Genomic DNA, 25,049 nt, shown 5'->3' with positions numbered 1-25,049 from the left:
GATAAGCGACGCCTGTCGCGTCAGAGGGATGGTGTCGGCAACTTCGCTGCTGTAGTTGGCGCTCGTTGGTGGAGAGACCCTAAGTCGTATCTCACGCAATTCGTGGCGTCGAACTGTGTCGGTGGATNAGTCCAGGAAATCAGGCGCGAGTCGATAAATCTACAAAGACTTCAACTGAACCGAAGATCGAGTAGAGCCCGATTGGGAGTGCGTGAACGTCCGTTAAGGCTTGAGAAGCAGCCGACTATGTTTTTTGGCTCTAACGTCGCTTCCTGGCCGAACTCGGCCGATGGGGGGCTAGAAGGTCACGCGCGCACCAGCATTGTGCCGCGGCAGGACTCCAGCGAGCACCGAATATCTCGTGAATTGCCCAAAGCAGGCGTTTCACGACCGGCGTGGAGTTCTCGTCGGAAATGCTGGTCAGACGGACGTCGAAAGGGCGCCACTGTACATTGGCGTCTCGTGCTCACCTCAAATTGAGACGCGGCTTGTTTCATGAGCGATAGCGATCAATGATCTCGAACAGTCGGTGGCACGACTTGGCGAGGTGTTGTTCAGGGGCCGTAGCAACCCCGAGCAAAAGTCCTGGCACAGTCCAGGAGGGATTGGCGAACCACACCGACAAAGGCGATGGCGCCATACCAGCAGTCATTGCCTCGCGAACGATCCGTACGTCGGGCGCGCCGTCGGGGAGTCGAAGAAGTACTGCCAGGCCCGCATTAACCCACTCTGCATTCCGCATACGCAACTGCTCCGATAGCGCGTCACGCTGCGCGGAATATAAACGCTTGAGCCGACGCACGCGCCGGATGTAGTGGCCCTCACGCATAAATTGCGCCGTGGCGATTTGAATTACGGGTGATGGCGCGGGAGCAAGTGTTGCGGCCACCTCCGCGAACGCATTGGCGAGTTCGGCTGGGGCCACGACGAATCCAAGCCGCAGAGCCGGGCTAACAGTCTTGCTGAAGGAACCAATGTGGATGACCCGCTTGCCCTCGCCGAGAGACGCCATGGCTGGCGCCGGCCTGCCTTCAAGCTGTAGCTCACCCAGGTAGTCATCTTCAATGACCCAGGCATCGTTTGAAGCCGCCCACTCAAGCAGCTGAAGACGTCGCCTCAACGATAGCGTCGAGCCTAGAGGCGCCTGCTGACCAGGCGTCAAGACGGCTAGTGCGGCGTCTGCAGATGTCGCGATTCCATAGTCTACGTTGAGCCCGTCCGCGTCCACCGGTATCGGCACGATGCTCAAGCGAGCGAGCTCCAAACCTTTTCGGGTGACCATGAAACCGGGTTCTTCCATCCAAGCCTTCTTGCCCTCCAAACCTAACACCCGAAGCGCCACGCCTAAGCCGGCGCTGTATCCCGAAGTGATAAACACCTGCTCTGGGTGGCAGTGGAAGTTTCGCGCGATGGACAGATTGCCTGCGATCTCCCTGCGCAGTTCGAACTCTCCTCTCGGATCGGGATAGAGCAGCGACGATAAACATCCGGTTTTTAGCAGGTTGGAAGAGCGAGCCCGTGAAAAAAGCTTCTCGGGTAGCCCTTCAAACGCGGGAATACCTAGCTGGAAGATCGCCGGCCCGGCGTTCATCTCCTCGTACGCCCTCATAAACGACCCGAGTCGCGGCGCTTTACGTTGAGTGGCCGCGACGCGAAGCCGCGGGGCTACGCGCGTTCCCCCGGCTCCGAATGTCTCGATCATCTGGGCGTCACACAACCGGTCATATGCGGCTTGAACTGTCCCGCGCGCCACGCCGAGCTGCGAGGCCAGGTCTTGCCACGAGGGCAATCGGGTGCCGGGTTCGAGCAGACCTGACTCTATGGCCCTGCTGATGCTTTCACAAATCTGTTCTGCAAGGGACAGTTTTGCTGTTCGGTCGAGCTGTATCTGCAAGTCTGAATCCATGTTCTTGGTACACACAAAAATGCAGATCTTGGTTCTTCTATCCGCACCATCGATGGTACAGAATATTCCTGCCATCGTTGATACAAATGCGAGGCCAATGCGGAAGTGGGCTTTCGCAATCATGCGCCCGATTTTCCTGCCGTGTTCGATCGAAGCTGCGAGCGCGCTGCGCAAATGGCGGCATTGCCGCGCCGTGCAGAGCACCCTTGGAGCAGAGCGTTGCACAGATGATTCCGTGTCTGCGCGCGGACGCTGTTCATCATAGGGCTGCAAAAGACGCCCGTCTAATTCGGGGCCTGACGTTTATAAACAATCCGCCTTCGTCTGCTATCCGAGGCTAACGACTCCGGGGCAAGCGATCACGCCACCATAGCCGTTGCGAATCGGCTGGAGAAACTTGTATGAATATTCTGCATATCGATTGCAGCCCGAGACTGGAGTCGCATAGTCGAAAGCTTTCGGCGGCGATCGTCGCGAAGCTTCTAACGATCCTTCCCAGCGCGCAGGTTCACCGTCGGGACTTGGGATACGAACCGATAGCTCATATCGGAGCCGCCTACGCTGACGCACTCTCGACGCCCGCGTCGTTGGCTGTAGCGGGGCGGTCCGCTGACGCGGTACTTCTCGCTGAGGAACTCATTCAGGAGGTCGAGGTTTCCGATGTGATCGTCATTGGAACCCCGATGAACAACCTAACGGTCCCGTCCGTCCTGAAGGCGTGGATCGATCAGATTCTCCGAGTCGGCCGCACAATGCAGTCGACACCGGCTGGCAAGGTCGGGATGCTTCGAGACCGTCCGGTATTCGTCGGTATCGCTTCGGGGGGTGTGTTCACCGGCGATCGCGCCAACCAACCGGATTTCCTTACGCCTTACCTTTCCGCCGTACTGGCGTGCATTGGCTTCACCACAGTCCACTATGTGCCGTTGCAGGCAACCGCATTTCTCGATGAGGTGCAAGCGGCGCAACTTCGGGCTTCGCTGATCGCCGCGATCGAGCCGGAGATGGCAAATCTCGCGTGCAGTCTTGTTTGAGCGTACGAATACCTCATGCAGAACGAACCGACGCCCTCGCAGGTCTCCGTCGTGGAGAAACTGTCGTCGACGACGATTAGCGTACGCTGGAGCGATCCTTGCTTGGGCCATTACGAGAGCCAGATCTGGGGTGTGGGTCTAGCACAGGCGGATGCCGTCTGTGTGCTGTCGGGTAAGCCCATACGCCGCGGAGACCCGATATTTCGTCCGCGTGTAAATCGAACGCATGCCCCCATTAATCGCCATAGAATGATTCTGGCTTCCGCAGTACGTTGCTCTCCCGGGGAACCGTCATGTTAAGAGGCACTGGACCATGAGCGCGTCGCGAAAGGTTGTGGTCGTTACCGGCGCATCGCAGGGGATTGGTGCCGCCATCGTTCAGGCATTTCGCAAGCTCGACTACGCCGTCGTTGCAACGTCACGCTCAATAAGGCCTTCTGCCGACGCGAGCGTTCTGACGGTCGCCGGTGACATTGGTGATCCTGCTGTCGCACAGCACGTCATTGCCGAAGGCGTTGCGCGATTTGGCCGGATCGACACGCTGGTCAACAACGCGGGTATTTACATCGGAAAGCCTTTCACCGAGCACAGCGCTGCGGACTACGTTACGGTGATGAATGTGAATATGGCTGGATTCTTTTACATCACGCAACTTGCCATCGCCGAGATGGAGAAGCATTCTCGCGGCCACGTGGTCAGCGTGACCGCGAGCGTCTCCGACACGGCGTACAGCGGCGTATATTCGGCACTTGCGGCATTGACGAAGGGCGGTCTCAACGCCGCTACAAAGTCGCTCGCCATAGAGTATGCGGGGAAGGGGGTCCGCGTGAACGCGGTTGCGCCGGGATTAATCAGGTCGCCTATGCATGCACCCGAAGTTCATGATGCTCTTGGCGCGTTAGCTCCGCTGGGGGTCATAGGCGAGGTGAGCGATATCGCAGACGCGATTCTCTTTCTTGATTCAGCGTCGTTCATCACCGGAGAGGTGTTGCATGTCGACGGCGGAATGAATGCTGGCCGATAGAGCCCGCCGCGCTGACGTTGAGAAACCAGCACATCCTGCCATCCTGGTTTTGAGCGCTGGCCAGGTCGGTAGTTTGAACAGCCCTGATTTTTCAATGCCGAGGCCTTACAGATTCCTATGTCCCACGTCGACTGGCTGAGTCACCTGCTTCAAATGATCACCATCACTGGTCGACCGGAGGTCCGCTGCACCTACGGTGCGCCATGGCGCGTGGCGTGGGATCAGGCCGCTGCCCATGAAATCCCCTACCACGTCGTGCTCAAGGGGAGAGCAATCATTGAAGATCCGGAGACAGGGATGGCCAAGGATCTGGTGGCTGGCGATATCGTGTTATTGCCTCATGGGTCAGCGCACGTTCTGCATGACGGTAGTGGAAATGAACCCGGACCCACTCGCGAACGCCAGGACTTCGCAGGATTGACCTTTAGCGAGAATGACGGCGCCGGCGAACCTCTGGATATGTTATGCGGCCGATTTTTCATTGGACCGCCCCATGATCGACTGATTCACAATTACCTCCCGACAAATCTGGTAGTGCGGACTGTGGTCGACGACGATGAAACGGGTGTCGAGGCCGCGTCGAATCACCTCGCCAATTTCGTGAGGCTGATGCGCGAAGAGTCTTCAGGCGACAAAGTGGGCGGTTACGCCATCCTCAACGCACTCAGTTCGGCGCTGTTCACTATCGTGCTGCGCGAGGCGAGCAAATCCGGACAGGCCCCGACAGGCCTGTTGGCGCTCGCCGGCCATCCGCGGTTGGCCCCCGCGATTTCAGCCATGTTCTCCGAACCGGCGCGACCCTGGAACCTGCCTGAGCTGGCCGCCTTGTGCAACATGTCGCGCGCGACGTTCATGCGGCATTTCCAGGAAACGCTAGGGCGGTCAGCCGTCGATTTGCTAACCGATATCCGCATGAGCCACGCCGCGAACGAACTGAAGAAGCCGACGATGACCACCGAGGCCGTTGCCGAAGCGGTAGGTTATCAATCCGTGTCGTCATTCCGGCGTTTGTTTGCCGACAGGATGGGCATGACACCGGGGGAATGGCGCCGTCTCGCGCGCCATGGTCGGTAAGGCCTGGGATTCATCGCTTCATATTCGATTTAGAGACTGGATGAAATCCAGCCGTGTCCGCGCGGAGCGACTGGTTTTTGCACCCGCGACCTTCGAAGGGTTCTTGACTCCAACAGATCAACCTCGACCGCGGCGATGCGCCGGGCACCGACGTGTGACTGGAGTTGAGGGAACGAGCTCGGGCGATGACTTGATCCTTTTGGATATTTTATTGAGCAAATTCGCTCTCGAACCAGCGATCGGGGAGGCTTAAAGTTGAGACACGTCACCACCTGATGGCGAGTTCGCAACAAGCACTGCAACGAAACGCCCGTCGGCGGATCCGTCACCGGCGCAGCCGCCGGGATCACTGGACGCTGGGGCGGGGCGGACTATGCCACGGTGGTGAAAGCGGCCAAGGTGACCAGATATCAGGGTAATAACCGTGAACTTCAGCCGCGCAATGTAGAACGAAAGCACTTGTGTATCTCAGCAACTCCTTCCACCCATAGGGATCACCATGAACAGCGGAACCACCATGAATAACCCAGTCATCGAATGCATCGTCAGCCGCAGCGCCACGAAGTACTACGATCCGTCGGCGACGTTGAGCGACGACCAGATCCGCGAGCTGGTGCGAATCGCCACCAGCGCTCCGACGTCCTTCCACCTGCAGAACTGGCGCTTCATTGCCGTACGCACGCCCGCGGCGAAGGCCACGCTTTTCCCCCTTGCCTGGAAGCAGCCCGCTGTCGCGGACGCGGCTGTTACCTTCATCGTCTGCGGGCAGCTGGTCGATACCAGCGTGATTCCGGATCGTCTGGCTCCGCTGGTGGAAGCAGGAGTGATGCCGGCGTCGATGGTGTCGGAGTGGGAGAACCCGGCACGCGAGCTGTACATGGCATATCCCCAGCGTCGGCGCGATGAAGCCGTACGCACCGCGACCTTCGGCGCGTCGGCGATGATCTACGCGGCCCGTTCGCTGGGTCTGGGTTCGACGCCGATGATCGGTTTCGACGCCGAAGCGGTCCACCGTGAATTCGGTCTGGCCGATGACGAAGTGCCCGCTCTGCTGCTCGCCATCGGAGCGGAGCGCCAAGGAAACTGGGCGCAAAAACCGCGTCGCCCCGTGGCAGATGTGCTCGATCTCGTTTAAGCGCATCGCCGGGGCGTAGACCACGTCGAACGACCAGCCGGCCATGAAAACGGGAGACACAAGCGAGGTATCTCCTGCTTGAAGGCCTGACCAGCTTCGACCCGCCTCCCGGGCACGAAGTAAACCGAGGGAACGGTTCAAGAATGAACTTTTCTCAATCAGTACAACCTACGAATTAGAGAATCGAAGATGACCAGGACTACTACTCTTACGCCGGAACAAGTGCCCGCCGAATCGAAGGCGACACTCGATGGATTTACCAAAAACATCGGGTTCACCCCGAATATGATGGCTGCCTTTGCGCAGAGCCCGATCGCCTTCAACGCGTGGGCGTATCTGCTCGGCTCGTTGAGCAAGGCTCTCGATGTGAAGACGCGCGACAGCATTGGCCTGGCGGTCTCTGAAGTGAACGGTTGCAACTACTGCCTGACGGTTCACAGCTTCACGGCCGAACACCTGGCCAAGTTGCCGGCGGATGAAATCATCCTCGCCCGAAAGGGTCACGCCGCCGATCCGAAACGGGACGCTGCCGTCCAGTTCGCGCGCAAAGTTATTGAAACCCGCGGGAAGGTAGGCGACGCCGATCTGAACGCTGTCCGCGAAGCGGGCTACACGGACGCCAACGTGATGGAGATCGTCGCACTGGTGGCCATGTATTCCCTGACGAACTTCTTCAATAACGTGTTCGATCCGGACACGGATTTCCCCGCTGTTACTCCGGCCGGCTCGATCTAAGCTCGCGACTTCGGCGCGCAGGACTTTGTGAACCTCGAGAACGGCGTTCTCGAGGTCGCTCCTCCGACTAGTGCGATGTCTTCGGCCGCCACGCGGCAAAGTGTTCCGCAGGTCCGAACCCAAGGAACGCTGCTTGATCGTTGGTTGTACCGGTGGTGCACGTCGCCTCGGGCACGGATAAGGGCCGAAAAGTCAGCCATGTTCAGTCAAAGGCTGACTCGTTCCCTCACCAAGGAAAAAGATGAACCTTCAGCATCCAATCTTCAAGCGCTGGCCGGCGCAGCGCCCCGACCGGCTCCAGCTTTTCCCCCTACCGACACCCAATGGAGTGAAGGTCAGCATCATGCTGGAGGAGACCGGCCTTGCGTATGAGGCGCATCGTATCGACATCATGGCGAACGAGAACCAGGATCCGGCATTCCTTGCGCTCAACCCTAACGGCAAGATTCCGGCGATCTTCGATCCCAACGGTCCCGGCGAGCGGCCGGTCGCGTTGTTCGAATCAGGAGCAATCCTGCTCTATCTTGCCGACAAGACGGGGCAACTCCTGTCTGCCGATCCTGCGATCCGCTACGAAACGATCCAGTGGCTGATGTGGCAGATGGGCGGAGTGGGGCCGATGTTCGGTCAGGTTGGCTTCTTCAACAAATTCGCCGGCAAAGCCTATGAGGACAAACGCCCGCGCGACCGCTACGTGGCCGAATCTGCGCGGCTGCTCGGCGTTCTCGACAAACGGCTCGCAGGCCGCGACTGGGTGATGGGCGGTGACTACAGCATCGCCGATATTTCACTGCTCGGGTGGGTTCGCAACTTGATCGGCTTTTACGAGGCAGGCGAGCTTGTCGGTTTCGATCGCTTCGCTCATGTCCAGCGCTGGTTCGATCGCGGTCTCGCGCGTCCTGCGGTACAGCGCGGCCTCGAGGTGACCGCAGCTTGAATCAGATGCAGCCTGAAAGAGGAAGACCCAGCCAACACGCAGAAGGAGAGGACCATGAAGATCCGGACCATCATCGTTGCCAGCTACGTGGCGCTCGCCGTCATGGGCGCCGACACCGCCTCAGCTCACGACGGCGAAGGACAAACCGTAACGAAGAATTTTGATGCAGTTATTCCCAATGTCCCTGGCAAGTCACTGATTGCCGTAGAAGTCGACTACGCTCCGGGCGCGTCATCGGTGCCCCACACCCACGCGAAGTCTGCGTTCATTTACGCCTACGTGATCCAGGGCGCTATCGAGTCGAAGGTGAATGACGGTGCGGCACGAGTTTATCGGGCAGGTGAGAGTTGGTCGGAACCGCCCGGCGCCATCCATTCGATCAGCCGAAACGCGAGCAAAACCCAATCGGCAAAGCTGCTCGCCGTGTTCGTCCTCGACACGGATGACAAGGCGCTGACTACGCCAATCAAATAACTCGAAGCTCACCGATACATAACGAATCCGGCGAGTCCTGAAGCACGATGCTCGAATTCGCAGAAATCCCTTTCAGACGAGTCCATTCATGATTGAAATTACCGCCGACGCCGAGGCAATCATAAAAGGGGCGATCCTGTCGTTCGTCGCGACAGTGAACAATGATGGGACACCAAGTCTTTCGCCAAAGGCGTCCTTGACGGTCAAGAATGGTCGCCTCTACTTCGCCGATATCGCATCACGTGGCACGATACGAAACTTGAAGCGGAACCCTGCCGTCGAGATTAACGTAGTCGACATCTTCCAGAGGCGTGGCTACCGGTTCAATGGTCGAGCGCTCATTCTGCCGCCTGGCAACGACGAATATACGATGATCGCAGACTGGATTCGTGTGACAAACGGGCCCGAGTATCCGGTCGAACATGTCGTCAAGATCGAGATTATTTCGGTTTCCTCATTGCTGTCGCCCGCACACATCTTCGCCGATCCTCCTCGCAGCCATGACGAGATAAAGAATACGTACTTTCGAAAATACGGTGTGAGTCAAATCGTGGAATAGGCTCCGGGTAAGCATGAGCGGTTCGCTCCATCGATCCTGCTGTTGTGAACTGACCTGTTCATGCGGCTTCGAGCGCCAGGCGTCGGAAGCGCGGTTGGTGGTCGGAAGGGCCGCTGTTGTGCGGCTGACGAATTGGCGTGCCGCTGAATGTTGTCGCGGCGCTAAGGTATTGCTTGTTGACGGGAGCCGGCACAGTTGCGTTTCGCAGCGAGACGGCCATCTGAATTTCGGGAGCAATCTATGCAATCAGTTGAGATCAAAGCCATCGAACGTAGCGATTTTGATATTTGGCTGCCGCTGTGGCAAAGCTATCAGCGATTTTACAAGGTCGATATTCCCACGATCGTGACGCTCGACACCTGGGTGCGGTTCCATAATCCAGACGAGCCAATGCACGCGGCGCTTGCTATCCCGTGCGGGCAAACCTTTGGATTCGTGCATACGGTCTACCACCGATCTACCTGGACAACCGGTGACTACTGTTATCTCCAGGACCTGTTTGTTGCAGCCGATGCACGTGGCCGTGGCATTGGCCGCGCACTGATCAAGCACGTTTACGCGGAAGCGAAACGTCGCAAGGTTTCCCGTGTGCACTGGCTGACTCACGAAACCAACTATCCCGGCAGACTCCTTTACGACAGCGTGGGAGAACGCTCTGGTTTTATCCAGTACCGAAAGGCGCTCGCGTGAAATGCACTTTCTGGGTCACCGGCAGGACGCTTGCGACACATCGCCAGCTGGAACGAAAGAAAAGTTGGCGTCGGGTTGGCTCCTCGGTATTTTTGACATTTCCCCGACTACTTCGGCCGAATGTAGCTCTCGAACCGGTGTCGCAAAAATGAAGTAGTGAATTGTTGAACGAGCCAGTTAACAATCTGAATCGGAAAATCAAAATGAGTATTCGCGGAAATCAGTTTCGTTTTCAAATCGCTGAAAAGAGCGCTGGATCCCGAGCTAGTCTTTCGTTGCTCAGATGGGCGCTTGTCGCCATCTTTCTGTGGTTCGGTGCAATGAAATTCACCGCTTACGAAGCCAACGGCATCGCGCCGTTCATCATCAACAGCCCTATTATGAGCTGGTTACATTACCTGTTCGGCGTTCAAGGGGCAAGTTACGTAATAGGTTTACTTGAACTGTCGACAGCGGTAACTCTGACTATCGGAGCGGTCAAACCGATTTTCTCCGCATTGGGAGCGGCGATGTCGGCTGCTACCTACCTGATCACGCTTACCTTCATGTTGAGCACCCCTGGGGTGGCCGAAGCGTCCGCAGGTGGGTTTCCGGCGATTTCAGCCTTGCCAGGCCAGTTCCTTCTGAAAGACGTCGTTCTGCTGGCTGCCTCGCTTTCTCTCCTTCTCGGGTCGGTCCAGGCCTCACGGCCAAACGCGCACGAGTGAGCTGAAATAAGGTTAGAAGTCCGGATCGCCTTACTCAACGGGAGATGAGAAATGGAGAGCAACATGATGCAACGCGCCCAGATTGGCGACAGAGTCGCCGATAAATCCTCACAGCCGGATGAACGCGTTATCCGCGATTGGTTGGGCCCGGAGGCCTTTGAACATTGGGTTGAACTTCGTAGCTGGATCGAGGAGTTCTACCCCAACGTTTTCACACCGGATTGGCTATATGGTGGCAAGAAGCGCGGTTGGGCACTGCGCTATAAGGAAACCAGGGCCTTCTGCAGCCTGCTTCCCGCATACAGGCTGTTGTCGGTTCTGGTCGTCCTGGGCCGAGCCGAGCGAGAGAAGTTTGAAGAGCGGCGTTATTTCTGGAGCCCACCGTTGGTCAAACTGTACGACGAATCCCGGACGTACCATGACGGGAAATGGCTGACTGTCCCAATCTTGTCGATGGATGATCGAAATGAGGTGACAGATCTCATGAGCATGAAACGCCCAGCACTTTCACGCCGTTGAACGTCGTAGAAGTCCTTCGATCCACAGCACGGGCCTCTTTGAAGATCGATACGGAGATGATGGAGCGGGCGTTCGTGCCTCGGCCGCCGGCGTCCGTGCCGTCCTCGCGATCTATCAACGTTAGCTAAACTCCGAGGGCTAACAGTTCACCACTGAGATCGCGGCGTCACCCAGAAATCCGACCAAGGAGCAGGCGTTTCGTTGCCCCGGATCCTCGTAGTTGTTGATCTATACGACACCGAGTTTACTTCCGCGGTTGACGGACCGTTGTCGACTGTGGATTCAACCGGTCGATGCAACAGATTGATGGAAGCGCTCGGCAGGAATGCGTCAATTAAAGCGGCGCGCCATACTCGGTCTGATGGCGGCAGATTTTTGCAAACTGCGTCGTACTGGCTCAACACTTGCGAGCGCAAGTTAGTCGAACGAATTCCCGTCGTCGAATTCCCGATGAGCACCTGCATGGCAGGCGCGTGCGCTGGACAGACGACTGGCACGATCAACCCCGGCGTAATCTGGATCAATCGCTACGGGCAGTTCGGCGTCGAAGCACAGATTCCCGTCAATCGCGCGACCGGCACTCACACGGGTATCCTGGTGCAAGCCCATATCTACTTCGACGACATTTTCCCGAGCTCGATCGGCAAGCCGCTGTTCTGACCTATGAGGAATCCCTTCATGAAGCTGCCTACGACCGCACGCGGCGCCGTTGCCGCGCTCTTGATCGCTACCTGTCAGCTCGCGCAGGCGCACGCCTACCCGACCCATCAGGCGCCGGGGGCTGGTTCGACCGTGCCCGCCTCGCAGAAGGACGTCGCAATCGATTTCGACGATGGCCTCGAGCCGGCCTTCAGCTCGATGATCACCGTCACGGATGCGCAGGGCGGCGCCGTCACCCGTGGCAAGGCCGTGATCGACCCGTCGAACAGCAAGCACATGTCGGTAGCACTGAACCCGCTGACTCCGGGTGTCTGCACGGTCTCGTGGGTTGCTGTCGCGGCGGACGGGCATCGCACGCAGGGTCACTACACGTTCACGGTGAAGTGAGCATGGAGCCGCTCGTCGCCGGGCAGATTGCCCTCGCCGCAGTGCAGGACGTGTTGTTCGCGACGGCCGCCGGCTCGCTGGCGTGCGCTGTACTGGGCAAGAGGAGCGGCATGGGCGCGCCGGCCGCGCTGCGCGGGTGGCAGGCGGGTCTTGCAATCGCGTTGGCGCTCACGGCCCTCGCGTACCTCTGGCTGCAGGCTGCCGTGATGAGTGGCTTGCCGCTTGCCGGCGCCAGCGACGCGGTCGCCGCCGTGCTCACGGAGTCACACTACGGCGTCGCATGGTCAGTCGGGTTCATCGGCACGCTGCTCGCAACGCTGAGTCGCATCGCTGATCGTCGCGGCCTACCGTTGTTCGCCGTGGGCATCCTCGTGTGGGCGGCGGGCAAGGCTGCGGCCAGCCACGCGGCGGACGCGGGCGACTTCTCGGTGCGCGAAGCGATCCATCTCGTGCATCTGTGTGCGACAGCGCTATGGGCCGGCAGCGTGATCGTCGCGTCGGTGATGCTGCGCCGGGCCGCGCCGAGCGCTTACGCAGCGGCCGGACAAAGGGCGGCGTTCTGCATCGGGCTGTCGCATCTGGCCGCGGCCGCGCTCCTCGTCGTGCTGATCACCGGCCTCTACAACGTGATGCAGGACACCGCACAGGCAGGCGCGCCGTTCTTCGGCATGGCCTGGGGCCGGATACTTTCTGCGAAGCTCGTATGCGTCGCCGCCGCCGTGGCCTTGGGCGGCTGGAACCGGCGGATGGTCCTGCCTGATCTGTGCGCACAGGCGCGGCAGGACGGCTCCGGTTTCATGGCCGCGCAAGGCCGCTTCTACGCCTGGCTGACCGTTGAAGCGCTTGTCATGCTGGCCATTCTCGTGTTCGCCGCAGTGCTGGGACATACGTCTCCAACGGGCGGATGATAGGACAGGGAACGGGGTCCCCGCCGCGCTTCAATAGCGCTCAGGCGAGTTCCACGGGACCGTGGTCATCGCAGTGGTCGCCGTGCGGGTGATGAAGATGGCCGTTGACCAGATAATCGACATGATCGCCATGTGGTACCGGCTCGTGTCCGCAGCCAGGGCCGTGGACGTGGCCCGGTTCATGACCACCACAGTCGGGTGTACATTGGTCCGGATTCCTGGCGCTGACCTCGATCCTGATTCGAACTGAACCGGTCGCTGCGTCTTCTGCTGCATGACGATTGCCCGTGACCCGACGTGAGAGCCCTGACAGATATCCTGCACACGTAGCCGCGTTAGATTACATGCCCGAAGTTTGCTATCAATCGCGAGGTTGAACATCGTCAGCTCGCGGGTGTTCGCAGACATCTGGAGCCTGGTTCGAATCGCCCATATCTCCGGAAGCTTCAAAGGCGCTTTCTGTCCGGCGAACCTGCCTTTGTTCTACGGCACCCGGATGCCTACGGCGCCGCCTTTCTGCGTCTCCATGACGATCTCCTTCCAAGGTTGAAGGGAGATCCAGTGTGCGCGTCTTGGCGTTGCTGGGCGTCGCTCTGGCGATCAACCTCAGTCCGTCAATTGCCTGGCCGCCGGACCCGAACATGAGGTGGTGGGGCATACGGGTTCCGCGGCGAGAATCGTCAGTGTTCATTCCAATAACTGCTACGTAGATGCGATTCAACGATCCGATGTCCGACCAACGGCGTGATCGAGCAGACCGGCAACTGCCGGCACAGTTTTTATTGCCTAGAATTTCGTTAAGCTGGTCTACGCCTAACGGGCGACGTGTCGTCGCGTCGCCTGATCGCATCTTGTACCGTCATGGAACTCATCGCGGTGAACGGTCTCCGGAAGATCTACAGGACGAGAGGCGCCTCGGTGATAGCGCTACAGGACATCGACTTCGCGATCGAAAAGGAACAGTTCGTTGCGATCGTCGGACCGTCTGGCTGCGGGAAGTCGACACTCCTCAAGATCCTGATCGGGCTGATTCCGGCCTCACAGGGCGAGGCTAGACTCAGCGGAATTGCGATCGCCGGACCGCGCAGGGACATTGGCGTTGTCTTTCAGTCACCTGTGCTGTTTCCCTGGCGAACGGTGCTAGATAACGTCCTGCTTCCCGTCGACGTGCAGCGACTTGGCCGCGACAAGCTCAAGGCACGCGCAATGAATCTCCTCTACCTCGTAGGTCTGCAGGGCTTCGAAAAACGTTATCCGCCGGAGTTGTCTGGCGGCATGCAGCAGCGCGTGGCCATCGTGCGAGCGCTTGTTCATGATCCCACCATCCTGTTCATGGATGAGCCATTTGGTGCACTCGATGCGATGACCCGGGAGCAGATGAACATGCAGTTGCAGCACATATGGCTCGAGCGGAAGGAGACCATACTCTTCATCACGCACTCTATCCCGGAGGCGGTCTTTCTCGCAGACCGCGTGCTGGTGATGACGCCGCGCCCTGGACATATCGTCGATGACGTCGTCATCGACCTCGCGCGGCCACGCAATCTTGATGTCATGACAACGCCTGACTTTGGCCGGCATGTGAAACGAATCCGGGATCATTTCAAAACCGTGGGCGACCTCTCAGTATGAGTCGCCCGCCGAGGTCACTGTTGCGCCTGCTTCTCGTGCTCATCGTGCTCGCGACTTGGGAAGGCGCCGTTCGCCTCTTCGAAGTCTCTGCCTATATCGTGCCGGCGCCGTCGAAAATCGTCGTCGCCCTATATCACGGCGTTGCATCGCTGCTCTACGTTCGCCACCTCTGGATCACTCTCGTCGAGACGCTGCTCGGCTTCACTGCCGGTTCCATCGTGGCGCTCGGTCTCGGCACGCTCATCGCCTTGAGCCGGCGCTGCGAGTATTTTCTTTATCCCTTCATCCTCATGTTTCAGGCGATGCCAAAGGTGGCGTTGGCCCCACTCATCATTATCTGGCTTGGCCTCGGACTCGAGTCGAAGGTCGCCCAGGCTGCCCTGACAGCCTTCTTTCCACTCATGGTCAACACGATCGCTGGCCTCCGGTCTGCCGACGAAGATCGTGTCGCACTCATGCGCTCGCTTGACGCCTCTGGGATCCAGATTTTCTGGATGCTGCGCATACCGGGAGCAATGCCCTACATTTTTGCGGGCTTCGAGATTGCCATGATGCTGTCGCTTATTGGCGCAATCGTGGCGGAGTTTGTCGGTGCGCAAAAAGGTCTCGGCGTGCTGCTCATGAGCATGACGTTCACGATGGACGCCGCGGGTCAGTTCTCAGTACTTTTCATGCTTTCCCTGCTGGGGCTGCTTCTGCACACTGCCATCGTTGTTATCCGCAGGCGGCTACTTTTCTGGGACAGATCGCAGGACCGGGTTCCAGATCTGCGGGGCGGGGAAGAAATCCGATGAAACGCATCTACTTGTTTGTCGCAATCGCATATTTATTTGGTGCTGCCGAACTTGATGCGGCAGCTCAGACCACGGTGCGGGTTGGCTGGTGCGCGCGCACCATAACCACTGCTGCGGCCCCGTTCGCCGTTGCCATGAAGATGGGCTGGTACGCGCGGGATGGAATCGCCGTCGAGCTGGTGCCGCTGGCGGGTACGGACTGCGTCAAGCTCGTCGCGACGAAGACAATTCCCTACGCACTTGCCTCCGTCGAACCGCTCGCAATTGTCCGTTCGCAAGGGGTGAAGGCGAGGATTTTCTACACCGCCTACCAAGGAAACATTTTCGGTATTGCTGTTCCTCAGAGCAGCACCATCACTAAACTCGCTGACTTGAAGCAGAAGACTATCGGCGTCACCGCGATGAGTTCGACTGGAACGCTCATCGCGCGGGCTCTCGCTGCCAGTGCGGGGCTTGATCCCGATCGCGACATCCACATCGTCGTGGCCGGCGAAGGGGCGCAAACGGCAGCACTGCTTCGCTCAGGCCAGATCGACGCCCTGAGCCAGTTCGACACGCAGTATGCGCTGGTCGAAAATGCCGGGGTCAAGCTCCGGCGTCTCTCGACCAGCGGGATCGAGCACTTTCCGTCAAATGGCTTCCTTGCTCTCGAAGATACCTTGCGAACCAGCCACAATCAGGCAATTGCACTCGCCCAAGGCTACGCAAAGGGTACCGTCTTCACCTTTGCGAATCCGGAAGCGGCGATACGTATTCTCTGGGAAGTTTATCCAGAGACCAAACCTACCGGCGTTGACGAGGCGACGGCTCTTCGCGAAGGAATGAGGACGCTTCAAGCACGCATGACGAATTTAAGGCTCGAAAAGTCCGGAGTTTCCAGGTGGGGGGAAAGTTCCGAGAAAAGCTTTTCCGCTTATACAGACTTCATGCAGAGGTGGGGTGTGACCAAGGTAAAGGTCCCGGCGAACGAGCTCATCACGAACGACTTAATCGACGAGATCAACAACTTCAGTCAGGACAAGATCATTGCCATGGCGAAAGCCTACAAGGACAAGTGAGACATGGTGTGCGCACCGGCGGCCGCCGAGCGTTTTTGCCTCTGCCTGTTGCCGAAACCTGTTGAGCGCAATCATCTGAAAGACAGGCCGCCGCATTCTTGTGGGATGCTGCGGCCGCAAGGGGCATGCTGGGCGGCTCATGCGCACTGCGGAGTCGCCCATCCAACCCGCCGAACTGGTGACACTGACGATGCGAGAGCTTGACCGACTCATTGTGACCCTTGCGCGCGCTGCGCAGGCCACGTCGGACGTCAAGTACAACCGGCCAGCCGTTCGCTCGCGGCCACTTCCCTGTTTCGTTCCAGTGAATATCACGGATCAAACGCGCCTCACCTGACAGCTCGATCGGGTGATAAAGAGGAGAGCCAGCCATGGTCGAATCCGCTGATGTGATCGTCATTGGCTCCGGCGGGCTTGGAGCTGCAACAGCCTACTACCTTGCCACGCGGGGCACCCACCGGGTCGCGATACTCGAGCGGCTCGAAATCGGCTCACAGACCTCACCGCGAGCAGCGGGCATGGTCAGTTGCCTGCGCAAGAGCGACTTGATGATCGACCTGATCAAGCTGGCCGCTGACGGCATCAGGCAATTCTCTGAGGACACCGGTCAGCCCCTGGATTGGGTGCGCTCGGGCAGCCTCAAAGTCGCGCGGAGACCGGTGGATGCCGAGGTCATTCAGGACGACATCCTGCGCGGCCGGCGCCACGGCCTGGACGTGGAGGAACTCTCCGTCGACGCGGCCCACCGACTCAACCCGTTTCTTCAAACAACGGGAGTCGCTGCGGTGATGCGCATCGGCGACGACATGTATTTCAATCCCGCTCAACTGGCCGTCGGCTTCGCTCGTGCGGCGCAGGCAAACGGGGCAACGCTACTGCCGAACACTGCGGTGACGCGCGTCCTGATTGAGGACGGCGAGGTGGCCGGGGTCGACACCACGCGCGGCCGCATACGAGCCCCGGTCGTCGTCGATGCAGCCGGCGCCTGGACGCGACAAATGGCCGAAGCCAGCGGAATTCGAGTTCCGCTTGTTACGACAGCGCAGCAATTGTTCGTCACCGAACCCGTGCCCGATGCCCGAGCCGAATTGCCGATGGTCCGAATTATGGATGCTGCGGTGTATATGAGACCTTGTGACGGTGGATTTCTCTGGGGAGTCTACGAGGAAAATCCGAGATTCTTCGACATGAATGGCTTTGACGCCAACTTCGACATCAAGGATCTGTCGCTCGACGCTGAGATTCTCTGGCACTACGCTCGGGACGTCGAGGCACAGCTTCCGATCCTTTTGAAGACAGGGGTCCGCGAGCATCGTGGCGGGCTCCCAACGATGACCGCCGATGGCCAGCACATCGTCGGACCCGCGCCGGCCATTCGGGGGTTTTACTTCGCAAGCGGCTGCAATGTCGCGGGACTCTCCATCGCCCCGGCACTGGGCGAGATGCTCGCGGCGTGGATCGTCGACGGTGCAGCCCCCATCGATCTAACGCCTCTATCGATTGAGAGATTTGGAACCGGCCCATGGCCCGACGACGAGTTGATCAGGCAGTCCGCGTGGCAGTACCGTCATTTCTACGGGGCAAGATAACTAAAGCATCGACGCGTTCTTCAATGGTCGTTTCGAGCGATAGTCTTCGTTTGCCCCGACGGAGCGTTCTGGGCAATGACAGGGCGGATACCCCAACACGGGTCAATCTTCGCGTACGATCGCCCTCGGTCGACATGCTTCCTTGCTGTGCCTGATCTCAAGGCGGAAGGCTGCTGTTCATGCAGAAGCGACATTCCAGTGACTAGCGCCGCGTGCTACCGAACGACCGGATGTGGCCGGGCTCTGCCGAACGCGGAGGTGGGGCAGTTCGAACCGAGATGGGACCGGGCACCGTCGTCCTGGTGACGGCTGCTTGATCTCCCATGTTGCACACAAGGAACCTGTCAGCGCGTCCTGAACCAGCACCGCAGCCGTTTCGGGAATGACCGACAACAGGCGCATGTATGACCGGTGACGCTTGTCAGTTCGCAAGCGGACGCAGCTCTCGCTGCATCATACTTGCCGTCAAGCAGGCCATCCAGCGCGTCGCCGATCTCGTAGCCGAGATCACGGTGGCGTCCGACGAGCAGACCCTTGGTGTCGAACAGGTCGATTCTGCGGTGAGCCAGATGAATCAGGTTACCCAGCAGAACGCAGCACTCGTCGAACAGGCCGCCGCTGCGGCGCAGTCGATGGACGATCAGGCGGGGCAACTGAAGGCGCCGGTAGCGGTGTTTAGGCATTGCGGATGCGACCGTGTAGTCTGCGGCGCGCAAGCCGGGAAATTATTGAGCAAAAACATAACGGCCAATAACAGGGCGCTTTCGGTACGACTGCTTAGATGTCGATCACGACATCGCCTTGTGGCCTTACGCAGCAGATCAAGACATTTCCGTCTGCGGGCGGATCGAGCGGCTCAGGCTGGTAAGTGACGGCCCCGGAGATCAATCCGCTCTCACAGTTGTGGCAAACACCCGTCCGGCAGGACCAGCGCACCGGGACGTCGCAGGCTTCAGCCAGTTCCAGAATGCTCTGATGGGCCGCCGCGTTCCAGTGTGCAGCGATGCCGCTGCGCGCGAACGATACCAGCGGACCCGTGTTTGCGTCGTCGCTGGGCGGACGAGGCGTACGTTCTGGAGCGCCGGCAATGCCGGGATTGAAGGCCTCGCGGCCATTGAAGATCTCAGCATGAATGCGCTTTGGCGGTGCGCTCAAAGCCGAGAGCGCTGCTTTCATGTCCGCCATGAAACACGCAGGTCCGCAGAGATAGACATCCGCTTCCCGAGGGATACCGATCTCGCTCAGGACAGTTTGCGACAGGTGGCCGTCGGCATCGAAATCCCTCCCCCTACGGTCAAACGAGCCCGGTGTGCTGTAACAGACATAGCTGCTTCCATGCGCGAGCGCATGCATCAGGCGGCGTGCCTCGACGGCAAACGGATGATGCTCGCGATCTCGCGCCGCGTGCAGCCACAGAATTCGCCGTGTCGAGCGCGTGGCCGACAACGCGAACAGCATTGAGAGGACAGGCGTCGCGCCAATGCCCGCGCTGAGCAGGACTACCGGTCCATCACCAGGTAGTAGTACGAAGCTTCCACGCGGCGAACTCACATCGAGCACATCGCCCACTTGCACACGCTCCCGCAGCCAGGTCCCAGCCTTGCCATTCGGCTCGATTTTCACGCTGATCCGATAGCGCTCGGTGGAGACAGAGCCCGAGAGCGAATAACTGCGGAAAAGTGGCGGTCCGCCCGCGCTCGGGTGCAGGCGCAATACCACGTATTGGCCCGGCAATGCCGCTTGCAGAGGCTCGCCATCAACGCTCGTCAACGTGAACGAGAAAACATCCGAAGACTCCCGTTCGATCGCCGCCACCGTCAGTGGACGGAATCCTGGCGTCACCGGGTACGAAGCCGCTGCGGGGGCGAGCCCGGCGTTCCCACTCGTCACGCCTGTCGTGCTGCTCTTCAGCAACGCCTCGAACGACCGCCGCCATCCGGGTGAAAGCGCCTCGATCCGCAACACGCGCGCCAGTTGATCTAGCGGATGATTGGGCGAGTAGAGCAGGGCGTTGGCCTCGGCAACGGTCATTTTCTCCTTCGCCTCGTCCACTTTCACGATCTCGTCGCCAGCACCCACTTCGCCTTCTTGCAGAACGCGAAAGTAGAATCCTGGCCGTCCGCTGGAAGTCAACAAAGCAGGCATGCCCGGCTCGTTCGTCCGGATGCCCACGCGATAGCAGGTGACGCGAGGCTGCGTGACTTCGAACAGTGCACTGCCGATGCGATAGCGGTCGCCGATGCATACCGCAGAGTCGGGCATGCCTTCGATCGTGAAGTTCTCGCCGAACGCCCCATAGGCGAAGTCATTCCTCTTCAATTGTTCTTGCCAGTAGCGACACGATTCGATCTGATAGACGAAGACGGCCCGCTGCTCACCTCCATGTCCGGCAAGATCACCTTGACCGTCTCCCGCCAGATTCAGTCGTCCGGCCCAGCAACGGCCTTGCACGGGGCGCTTCCAGATTCCGGTATGTACAGTGCGGCTTTTCCACTCGACGTCGCGCGGAAGTCCGACATTCACCGATAGCAGTCGAGCCATTTTCCGTTCCTCCGCGGCGGAGCCGAGCGCGAAGCGATGCGCTAGTTCTTGACCTTTTCCGATTCAACCACCATGTCCAGCACGTATGCAATGGCCGGTCCGTCGGCGGGCGGGTTCTTGATGGTATAGCGCTTGACGCGCAGTACTTCGCGCATTCCAGGCGTGTGGGTATAGCCCTCGATATCCTGATACAGCGGTTGCCATTCACCCGGTGTTCCCGTTGGCAGACCCTGCTCGTCGAAGTGGCGCTCTCGCACCAGCAGACATTGCTTGTCCGGAACGAGCGGATGTTGGCACTGCACCGCTTGCGCGGCCACTTCGAGGAAGGTTGTTTCACCGGGGCCGCCGAAACGCGTCTGAGCAGTCGGCACGCCCGTAAACGTCAGTGTGTCGCCGCTGTCGGTAACTAGTTGCATACGCGGGGTGTTGCCACGGGCCAGCAGGCTCACGCCGAGGCTCCCATGCAGGCGCTGGGCAATAGCGTCGTCGAGGGCGGCGCGGGCGGCGTCAGGGCAGGCCATCATGGTGCTCACCATCTGGCCAATCTGCAGCCTTCCTTTCTTGACGCTGTAGCTGCCTCCCATATTGTTGCAGCTATTGACTACGTTTAACCGGTCGGCGCTGAATTCCAGTTGCACTGGCTTTTCTGCACTGACAAACAACGCATCGATGCGCATGCCTTTGCTGTCAAATGCGTCGCTGAGTTGCCAGTTATACTGACTGAGGATCCCAGGCTCGATCGCCGGTAGCGCGCTCGCTGCCGCAGCAGTCGACGCGCTCGTTGAAGGCGCCGGGCTTCTTGCGTCAGGTATTTGCGAACATGCGGCAAGGGCGAGCAGCAGAGATAGCGTGTTGCATTTCACGGCGGTACCTTAGCTGGTTCGGTGGATGTTTCAGGCAGCCGGCGGCGCGAGCCTCGGCCCGATCAACTCAACGACGCCAGCAAGATAGACAGCTTGCGGATATGCGCCCTGAACGCTTCGGTCATCTCGCGGTTATGGCCGTCGCTCAGATGCGGTCCTTCGGCCAGCTCGACCTGGCCGTGGAACTCGTCGGAAACTTTGCGCCGTTCGTCGGGCGGAAGTATGCGGATGAGGGACACCATCAGTAGTTCCTGCGCATGGATGATACCGAGCACGGATTGTTCGTTCATGTCGACCTCCGTCGGAACGCGGCAATGCAAGTGGCTGAACAGCAGGACAAAGCGGGCAGCTGACGGCAGCACGAGGCCGATGCTGTCTTCGATCCTCCGTTTTACCTGCCCATACTAGCTCATGGATTGCGTCATCTGGACGCCGGTTGCTCCTATGAGGCGTGGCGAGCTGAATTGCGTTCAACGCCTGCTCGGCCATGCGCGCGAGATCGCGAAAGTGCCTGCTCTTCGTCGTCCATTGTTCGCGGCTTGACGTCAAACAGACAAGGCGTTCCAGGTCGAGTGCGGTTCACCACAGCAGGGCACCACCGACCTCGGCAATCGAATAAACGGGGCCGCGAACCGTTTTGTCGCAGTCGAGGCGCTTGACCTTCCAATGATGGTAACCCCCAAGCTGAGGGTATCTTTCTTCAGGAGTTCATCATGAAGTTCTATCTCGACAACATGACCTGCGGCGGTTGTGCACGCACTTATATTTGGGTTTCGATGTTAGAACTCTCGATCTTTTCAGGCGAATGCAAGTGAAGGCTCAAGCCGGCAAGTATCAAAAACACAAACGTACCGGCAAAAATTAAAGCAATAGTTGGTTGTTGTTTACACTTAAGCGAAAGATGATCATCCAGTCATTCTTTGCTCAACTTGTCAAATTGCGAACGCAACGAAATCCCGCATAAACATACTGATAACGCGGCTGAAACCAGTTGCGGAACGTTGGCCGCAACATGCACTGGGCGGTGCGCGGCGAGCCGCCTTTCATTGCGTAGTGCTGACCGTCGAAGAAGTTTGCCGAATACCCTTCGTAGAACGGGAACGCCTTGAAGCCCGGCAGTGGACCGAAGAGCGTGGAGGTCCATTCCCAGCCGTTGCCGTACAGGCCTTCCACGCCCCACGTGCTGGCGCTGTCCGGTGTGGCGTCGACGGCCACCGGGTTCCAGTCGCGGAAGTCGAAGTTGTCGCTGCGGCCGGGCAGCGCGCCATGCGCCGCGCGCTGCCACTGCGCCTCGCTCGGCAGCGCCATGCCGCGCCAGCGCGCAAAGGCGCTGGCTTCGGCGTGGCTCACATACACGGGCCATGCAAGCGGCAATGCGATGTCTTCGAACATCGTGCGCAGCGTCCAGCCTTCGGCGCCGCGCGACCAGAATACGGGGTGCGCCACGAGTGCGCTTTCCTTCCAGGCCCAGTCCGCGTCATTCCAGAGTTCGCGCTTCTGGTAGCCGCCGTCCTCGATAAATTCGAGAAACGCGCCATTCGTCACCATGTAGCGGTCGATCTCGAAGGCCGGCACGTCGACCTGCTGCTCGCCGAACTCGTTGTCCCAGCCGAACAGGCCCCGCTCGGCGGTCATGCCGAGTTCCGTGCGGCCCGCGGGCACCTGCACCGTTCCGGCCTTGACCGTATAGAGCGGGTCGGCGCGCGCGCCCGTAGCGGCGGGCGCCTGCTTTTGCGCGAACGGCAACTGGTGGAGCATGTAGGTGAGCGTTTCGACGTGCATGAGCCGATGTTCGATCGCGACGTTCAGCAACTGCCCCGGCGTATCGTGATTCGAGGCATCGGGCGGCAGGTCGAGCGTCGAGAGCTGCGCGTCGATGCGGCTGCGTGCGTCGCGTCCGTAGGCCAGGACTTCGGCGAGGTCGGGCCAGTCGGCGGGCACGTCGGTCGGCAGGCCGCCATCGACAGGATCGATGCCGAACGCGAACAGCTGGTCGAGGCGCGCATCGGCGGAGGGCACGTCGAACAGGCGCTTGTCGAAGAGGTTGCGGTCAAATGCTTCCAGATGACCGATATAGAACACGATGCGGTGCCGCTCGCGAATGGGCCGCTCGTACAGAAACTCGGGCTTGACGACGTTGAAGAGCGCGTCGCTGGCGGTGCGCGCCGCTTCGAGGCGGGCCGCGAGCGTGGGGGATAGCGCGAGATGCATTTCGGCGATACTCCTTGCGTGGGCGTAGTACGAAACTTTAACCCTGCGCAGGAGTTGTGCCAACGGCGTTGCCGCACCGGCGAGGCGCGGCGCCGGCACCCCGGGCGGGCCGCCCGCCCGGGGCTTGCCGCGCATTACAGATGCCGCAGACCTTCGATATCGATGATACGGATCAGCTTGCCCTGTGCGTCGATCAGGCCGCGCTTTTGAAATCTCGACAGGGTGCGGCTCACCGTTTCGAGCGTCATGCCGAGATAGCTGCCCATGTCCTCACGCGTCATGCGCAGGTTGAACTCCGCATGCGAATAGCCGCGCTGGCCGTTGCGTTCGGAAACGTCCAGCAGGAACGCGGCGACGCGTTCGTCGGCGGAGAGCGAGCCGAGCACCATCATTTGCGACGATTCACGGATCAGCTGCTCGCTCATGAGGCGGTGCAGCCGGTCTTGCATGGCCCCGGTTTCGCGGCACAAATGCTTGAGGGCCGAGTAGGGAATGAGGCAGACCGAGCTGTCTTCGAGCGCCACGGCGCTGCAGGTGTGGAAGCCGGTGCTGATGCCGTCGAGGCCGAGCGGGTCGCCGGCCAGACGCAGGCCGGTGACCTGCTCGCGGCCGTCGCGGTGCGCCATGACCGTCTTGAGCGAGCCGGAGCGCGCGACATAGAGGTTGTCGAATGCGTCGCCGGCGCGATACAGGGCTTCGCCGCGCCGCACGCTGCGCGCGGAGCAGATCAAGGCTTCGAGTTTCGACAGGTCGTCGAGCGTGAGGCCCTGGGGCATACACAGGTGCCGCATGGCGCAAACCGAACAGCGCGTGGACGTGCGCGGCGCCGTCGTCAGGGGCGTGCGATTGCTGCGGCGCACGGTGGTTTGAGAAGCGACGGTATGGTTCAGCATGGACAATGCTCCTTTGATTTCTGTCCAGGCATTGTCTACCGGGGTCGAATCTCAGATTAGTGGCAAAGCGACGCGCATTTAAGATGAATCGTTTTGAGCCTTGTCAGAAGGCGCTCGCGCGGCGTCTGACGGCGCGCAAGCGACTCTCCAATAACAGGCAAAACGGCCTGTGCTCAATGCGACTACTGCCCGGCATTTCCGGCGGCAGACGGGATGAGGAGGACGGGCAGCGTGGACTGCCGCACGCAGCGTTCGGCAACGCTGCCGAGGATCAGGCGCTGGAAGCCCCGGCGGCCGTGTGTGCCCATTACGATCAGGTCGGAGCCTGCGGTTTTCGCGGCGCTGAGCACGAGCGTCGGCACGTCGTCGAGCGAGGAGGCTTCGCCCGTGAGCATGGCGCCCTGTACGCCATGCTCGCCCATCGCCTTGTTCATTTCTTCGGCGAGTTCGTTGCCCTGCGCGATCATCTGGTTGCGCAGGATCGACGGGTCGTAGCCGGGCGCGTCGAAATACATGGGCGTGTTCTCGATCACGTAATACGGCTGCAGCGTCGCGCCCATCGCCTTCGCCAGGTCGAGCGCGGCTTCGAAGGCGCGGCGCGAGGTGGCACTGCCGTCGACGGCGACAAGGATGCGTGTGTACATAAGACCTCCTCTTTGAGTGGGATCGAGAATCGCGCGGCCCCGGGCGATGCTGCGACGAGGCGGGCGCGGCGTGTC

General features: G+C 59.9%; 25 protein-coding genes and 3 pseudogenes. 20 read left to right on the top strand and 8 right to left on the bottom strand.

Translation table 11 applies throughout. The features are described 5' to 3' along the window. Nucleotides 1-493: 493 nt before the first annotated feature. Nucleotides 494-2,029, bottom strand: coding sequence for a MocR-like pyridoxine biosynthesis transcription factor PdxR (gene pdxR, locus A3CW_RS0127335; protein WP_245623752.1), 1,536 nt, complete (start codon nucleotides 2,027-2,029; stop codon nucleotides 494-496). A gap of 278 nt (nucleotides 2,030-2,307) precedes the next feature. On the opposite strand from pdxR, the gene A3CW_RS0127330 reads away from it, so the two are divergent. The 15 genes and pseudogenes from A3CW_RS0127330 (at nucleotide 2,308) to A3CW_RS47785 (ending at nucleotide 12,749) form a co-directional block, all read left to right on the top strand. Continuing rightward, entirely contained in the window at nucleotides 2,308-2,940 is a 633-nt protein-coding gene (locus tag A3CW_RS0127330; protein ID WP_028206398.1) for an FMN-dependent NADH-azoreductase, read from the top strand. A gap of 15 nt (nucleotides 2,941-2,955) precedes the next feature. Beyond that, nucleotides 2,956-3,240 (top strand): DUF3331 domain-containing protein, encoded by a 285-nt coding sequence (locus A3CW_RS51255; protein ID WP_081771835.1) that lies wholly within the window; start codon nucleotides 2,956-2,958, stop codon nucleotides 3,238-3,240. A 13-nt stretch (nucleotides 3,241-3,253) separates the two neighbouring features. Then, nucleotides 3,254-3,964 (top strand): SDR family NAD(P)-dependent oxidoreductase, encoded by a 711-nt coding sequence (locus A3CW_RS0127325; RefSeq protein WP_028206397.1) that lies wholly within the window; start codon nucleotides 3,254-3,256, stop codon nucleotides 3,962-3,964. 117 nt (nucleotides 3,965-4,081) lie between these two features. Next, on the top strand, nucleotides 4,082-5,038 hold the full coding sequence (locus A3CW_RS0127320) for an AraC family transcriptional regulator (protein WP_028206396.1): 957 nt from the start codon (nucleotides 4,082-4,084) through the stop codon (nucleotides 5,036-5,038). A 517-nt stretch (nucleotides 5,039-5,555) separates the two neighbouring features. Beyond that, complete coding sequence (locus tag A3CW_RS0127315; protein ID WP_407669771.1) at nucleotides 5,556-6,173, top strand: nitroreductase family protein; 618 nt, start codon at nucleotides 5,556-5,558, stop codon at nucleotides 6,171-6,173. A gap of 189 nt (nucleotides 6,174-6,362) precedes the next feature. Continuing rightward, complete coding sequence (locus tag A3CW_RS0127310; RefSeq protein WP_028206394.1) at nucleotides 6,363-6,908, top strand: carboxymuconolactone decarboxylase family protein; 546 nt, start codon at nucleotides 6,363-6,365, stop codon at nucleotides 6,906-6,908. Nucleotides 6,909-7,149: 241 nt separating this feature from the next. After that, nucleotides 7,150-7,845 carry a glutathione S-transferase N-terminal domain-containing protein gene (locus A3CW_RS0127305; protein ID WP_028206393.1) on the top strand — a complete coding sequence of 232 codons (696 nt, stop codon included), beginning with the start codon at nucleotides 7,150-7,152 and terminating at the stop codon, nucleotides 7,843-7,845. A gap of 54 nt (nucleotides 7,846-7,899) precedes the next feature. Then, entirely contained in the window at nucleotides 7,900-8,319 is a 420-nt protein-coding gene (locus A3CW_RS0127300; RefSeq protein WP_028206392.1) for a cupin domain-containing protein, read from the top strand. Nucleotides 8,320-8,407: 88 nt separating this feature from the next. Continuing rightward, entirely contained in the window at nucleotides 8,408-8,878 is a 471-nt protein-coding gene (locus tag A3CW_RS0127295; protein WP_028206391.1) for a pyridoxamine 5'-phosphate oxidase family protein, read from the top strand. A gap of 240 nt (nucleotides 8,879-9,118) precedes the next feature. After that, a complete protein-coding gene (locus A3CW_RS0127290; protein WP_028206390.1) occupies nucleotides 9,119-9,568 on the top strand; it encodes a GNAT family N-acetyltransferase in 450 nt (149 codons plus the stop codon). A 203-nt stretch (nucleotides 9,569-9,771) separates the two neighbouring features. Beyond that, nucleotides 9,772-10,275: a YkgB family protein gene (locus A3CW_RS0127285; RefSeq protein WP_028206389.1), complete on the top strand. Its 504-nt coding sequence runs from the start codon at nucleotides 9,772-9,774 to the stop codon at nucleotides 10,273-10,275. 63 nt (nucleotides 10,276-10,338) lie between these two features. Beyond that, entirely contained in the window at nucleotides 10,339-10,794 is a 456-nt protein-coding gene (locus tag A3CW_RS0127280; protein WP_028206388.1) for a DUF3788 domain-containing protein, read from the top strand. A gap of 429 nt (nucleotides 10,795-11,223) precedes the next feature. Then, nucleotides 11,224-11,454: pseudogene (locus A3CW_RS0127275) on the top strand (hypothetical protein); the annotation flags it as partial. An 18-nt stretch (nucleotides 11,455-11,472) separates the two neighbouring features. Beyond that, nucleotides 11,473-11,841: a copper resistance CopC family protein gene (locus tag A3CW_RS0127270; protein WP_028206386.1), complete on the top strand. Its 369-nt coding sequence runs from the start codon at nucleotides 11,473-11,475 to the stop codon at nucleotides 11,839-11,841. Nucleotides 11,842-11,843: 2 nt separating this feature from the next. Continuing rightward, nucleotides 11,844-12,749: a CopD family protein gene (locus A3CW_RS47785; protein WP_051481747.1), complete on the top strand. Its 906-nt coding sequence runs from the start codon at nucleotides 11,844-11,846 to the stop codon at nucleotides 12,747-12,749. A 240-nt stretch (nucleotides 12,750-12,989) separates the two neighbouring features. On the opposite strand, the pseudogene A3CW_RS53945 reads toward A3CW_RS47785, so the two are convergent. Next, nucleotides 12,990-13,232: pseudogene (locus A3CW_RS53945) on the bottom strand (integrase); the annotation flags it as partial. A gap of 378 nt (nucleotides 13,233-13,610) precedes the next feature. On the opposite strand from A3CW_RS53945, the gene A3CW_RS0127255 reads away from it, so the two are divergent. From A3CW_RS0127255 to A3CW_RS53940, 5 genes and pseudogenes are all read left to right on the top strand, one after another. Then, nucleotides 13,611-14,381 carry an ABC transporter ATP-binding protein gene (locus A3CW_RS0127255; RefSeq protein WP_028206384.1) on the top strand — a complete coding sequence of 257 codons (771 nt, stop codon included), beginning with the start codon at nucleotides 13,611-13,613 and terminating at the stop codon, nucleotides 14,379-14,381. 20 nt (nucleotides 14,382-14,401) lie between these two features. Continuing rightward, nucleotides 14,402-15,175 (top strand): ABC transporter permease, encoded by a 774-nt coding sequence (locus A3CW_RS0127250; RefSeq protein WP_211254087.1) that lies wholly within the window; start codon nucleotides 14,402-14,404, stop codon nucleotides 15,173-15,175. Further along, nucleotides 15,172-16,233, top strand: coding sequence for an ABC transporter substrate-binding protein (locus tag A3CW_RS0127245; protein ID WP_028206382.1), 1,062 nt, complete (start codon nucleotides 15,172-15,174; stop codon nucleotides 16,231-16,233). The genes A3CW_RS0127250 and A3CW_RS0127245 overlap by 4 nt, the downstream gene beginning before the upstream one ends. A gap of 371 nt (nucleotides 16,234-16,604) precedes the next feature. After that, nucleotides 16,605-17,822, top strand: coding sequence for an NAD(P)/FAD-dependent oxidoreductase (locus A3CW_RS0127240; RefSeq protein WP_028206381.1), 1,218 nt, complete (start codon nucleotides 16,605-16,607; stop codon nucleotides 17,820-17,822). Between the two features lie 455 nt (nucleotides 17,823-18,277). Then, nucleotides 18,278-18,694: pseudogene (locus A3CW_RS53940) on the top strand (hypothetical protein); the annotation flags it as partial. Here the strand turns inward: A3CW_RS53940 and A3CW_RS0127230 are convergent. From A3CW_RS0127230 to A3CW_RS0127200, 6 genes are all read right to left on the bottom strand, one after another. Beyond that, nucleotides 18,600-20,363, bottom strand: coding sequence for an MOSC and FAD-binding oxidoreductase domain-containing protein (locus tag A3CW_RS0127230; RefSeq protein WP_028206379.1), 1,764 nt, complete (start codon nucleotides 20,361-20,363; stop codon nucleotides 18,600-18,602). The pseudogene A3CW_RS53940 and the gene A3CW_RS0127230 overlap by 95 nt on opposite strands. 41 nt (nucleotides 20,364-20,404) lie before the next feature. After that, nucleotides 20,405-21,226 (bottom strand): DUF4377 domain-containing protein, encoded by an 822-nt coding sequence (locus A3CW_RS0127225; protein WP_028206378.1) that lies wholly within the window; start codon nucleotides 21,224-21,226, stop codon nucleotides 20,405-20,407. A 62-nt stretch (nucleotides 21,227-21,288) separates the two neighbouring features. Further along, entirely contained in the window at nucleotides 21,289-21,516 is a 228-nt protein-coding gene (locus A3CW_RS0127220; protein ID WP_028206377.1) for a hypothetical protein, read from the bottom strand. A gap of 634 nt (nucleotides 21,517-22,150) precedes the next feature. Next, nucleotides 22,151-23,437, bottom strand: a complete 1,287-nt coding sequence (locus tag A3CW_RS0127210) for an SUMF1/EgtB/PvdO family nonheme iron enzyme (RefSeq protein ID WP_028206376.1) — start codon at nucleotides 23,435-23,437, stop codon at nucleotides 22,151-22,153. Between the two features lie 134 nt (nucleotides 23,438-23,571). Beyond that, a complete protein-coding gene (locus tag A3CW_RS0127205; protein ID WP_081771833.1) occupies nucleotides 23,572-24,330 on the bottom strand; it encodes a helix-turn-helix domain-containing protein in 759 nt (252 codons plus the stop codon). Nucleotides 24,331-24,512: 182 nt separating this feature from the next. Next, nucleotides 24,513-24,974 carry a universal stress protein gene (locus A3CW_RS0127200; RefSeq protein WP_028206374.1) on the bottom strand — a complete coding sequence of 154 codons (462 nt, stop codon included), beginning with the start codon at nucleotides 24,972-24,974 and terminating at the stop codon, nucleotides 24,513-24,515. Nucleotides 24,975-25,049 lie beyond the last annotated feature (75 nt).

Source organism: Paraburkholderia nodosa DSM 21604 (assembly GCF_000519185.1).
In the GTDB taxonomy this organism is placed as follows: Bacteria; Pseudomonadota; Gammaproteobacteria; order Burkholderiales; family Burkholderiaceae; genus Paraburkholderia; species Paraburkholderia nodosa.
Note: the sequence above shows the minus strand (reverse complement) of the source record. Positions and strands in the feature narration are given on the sequence as shown.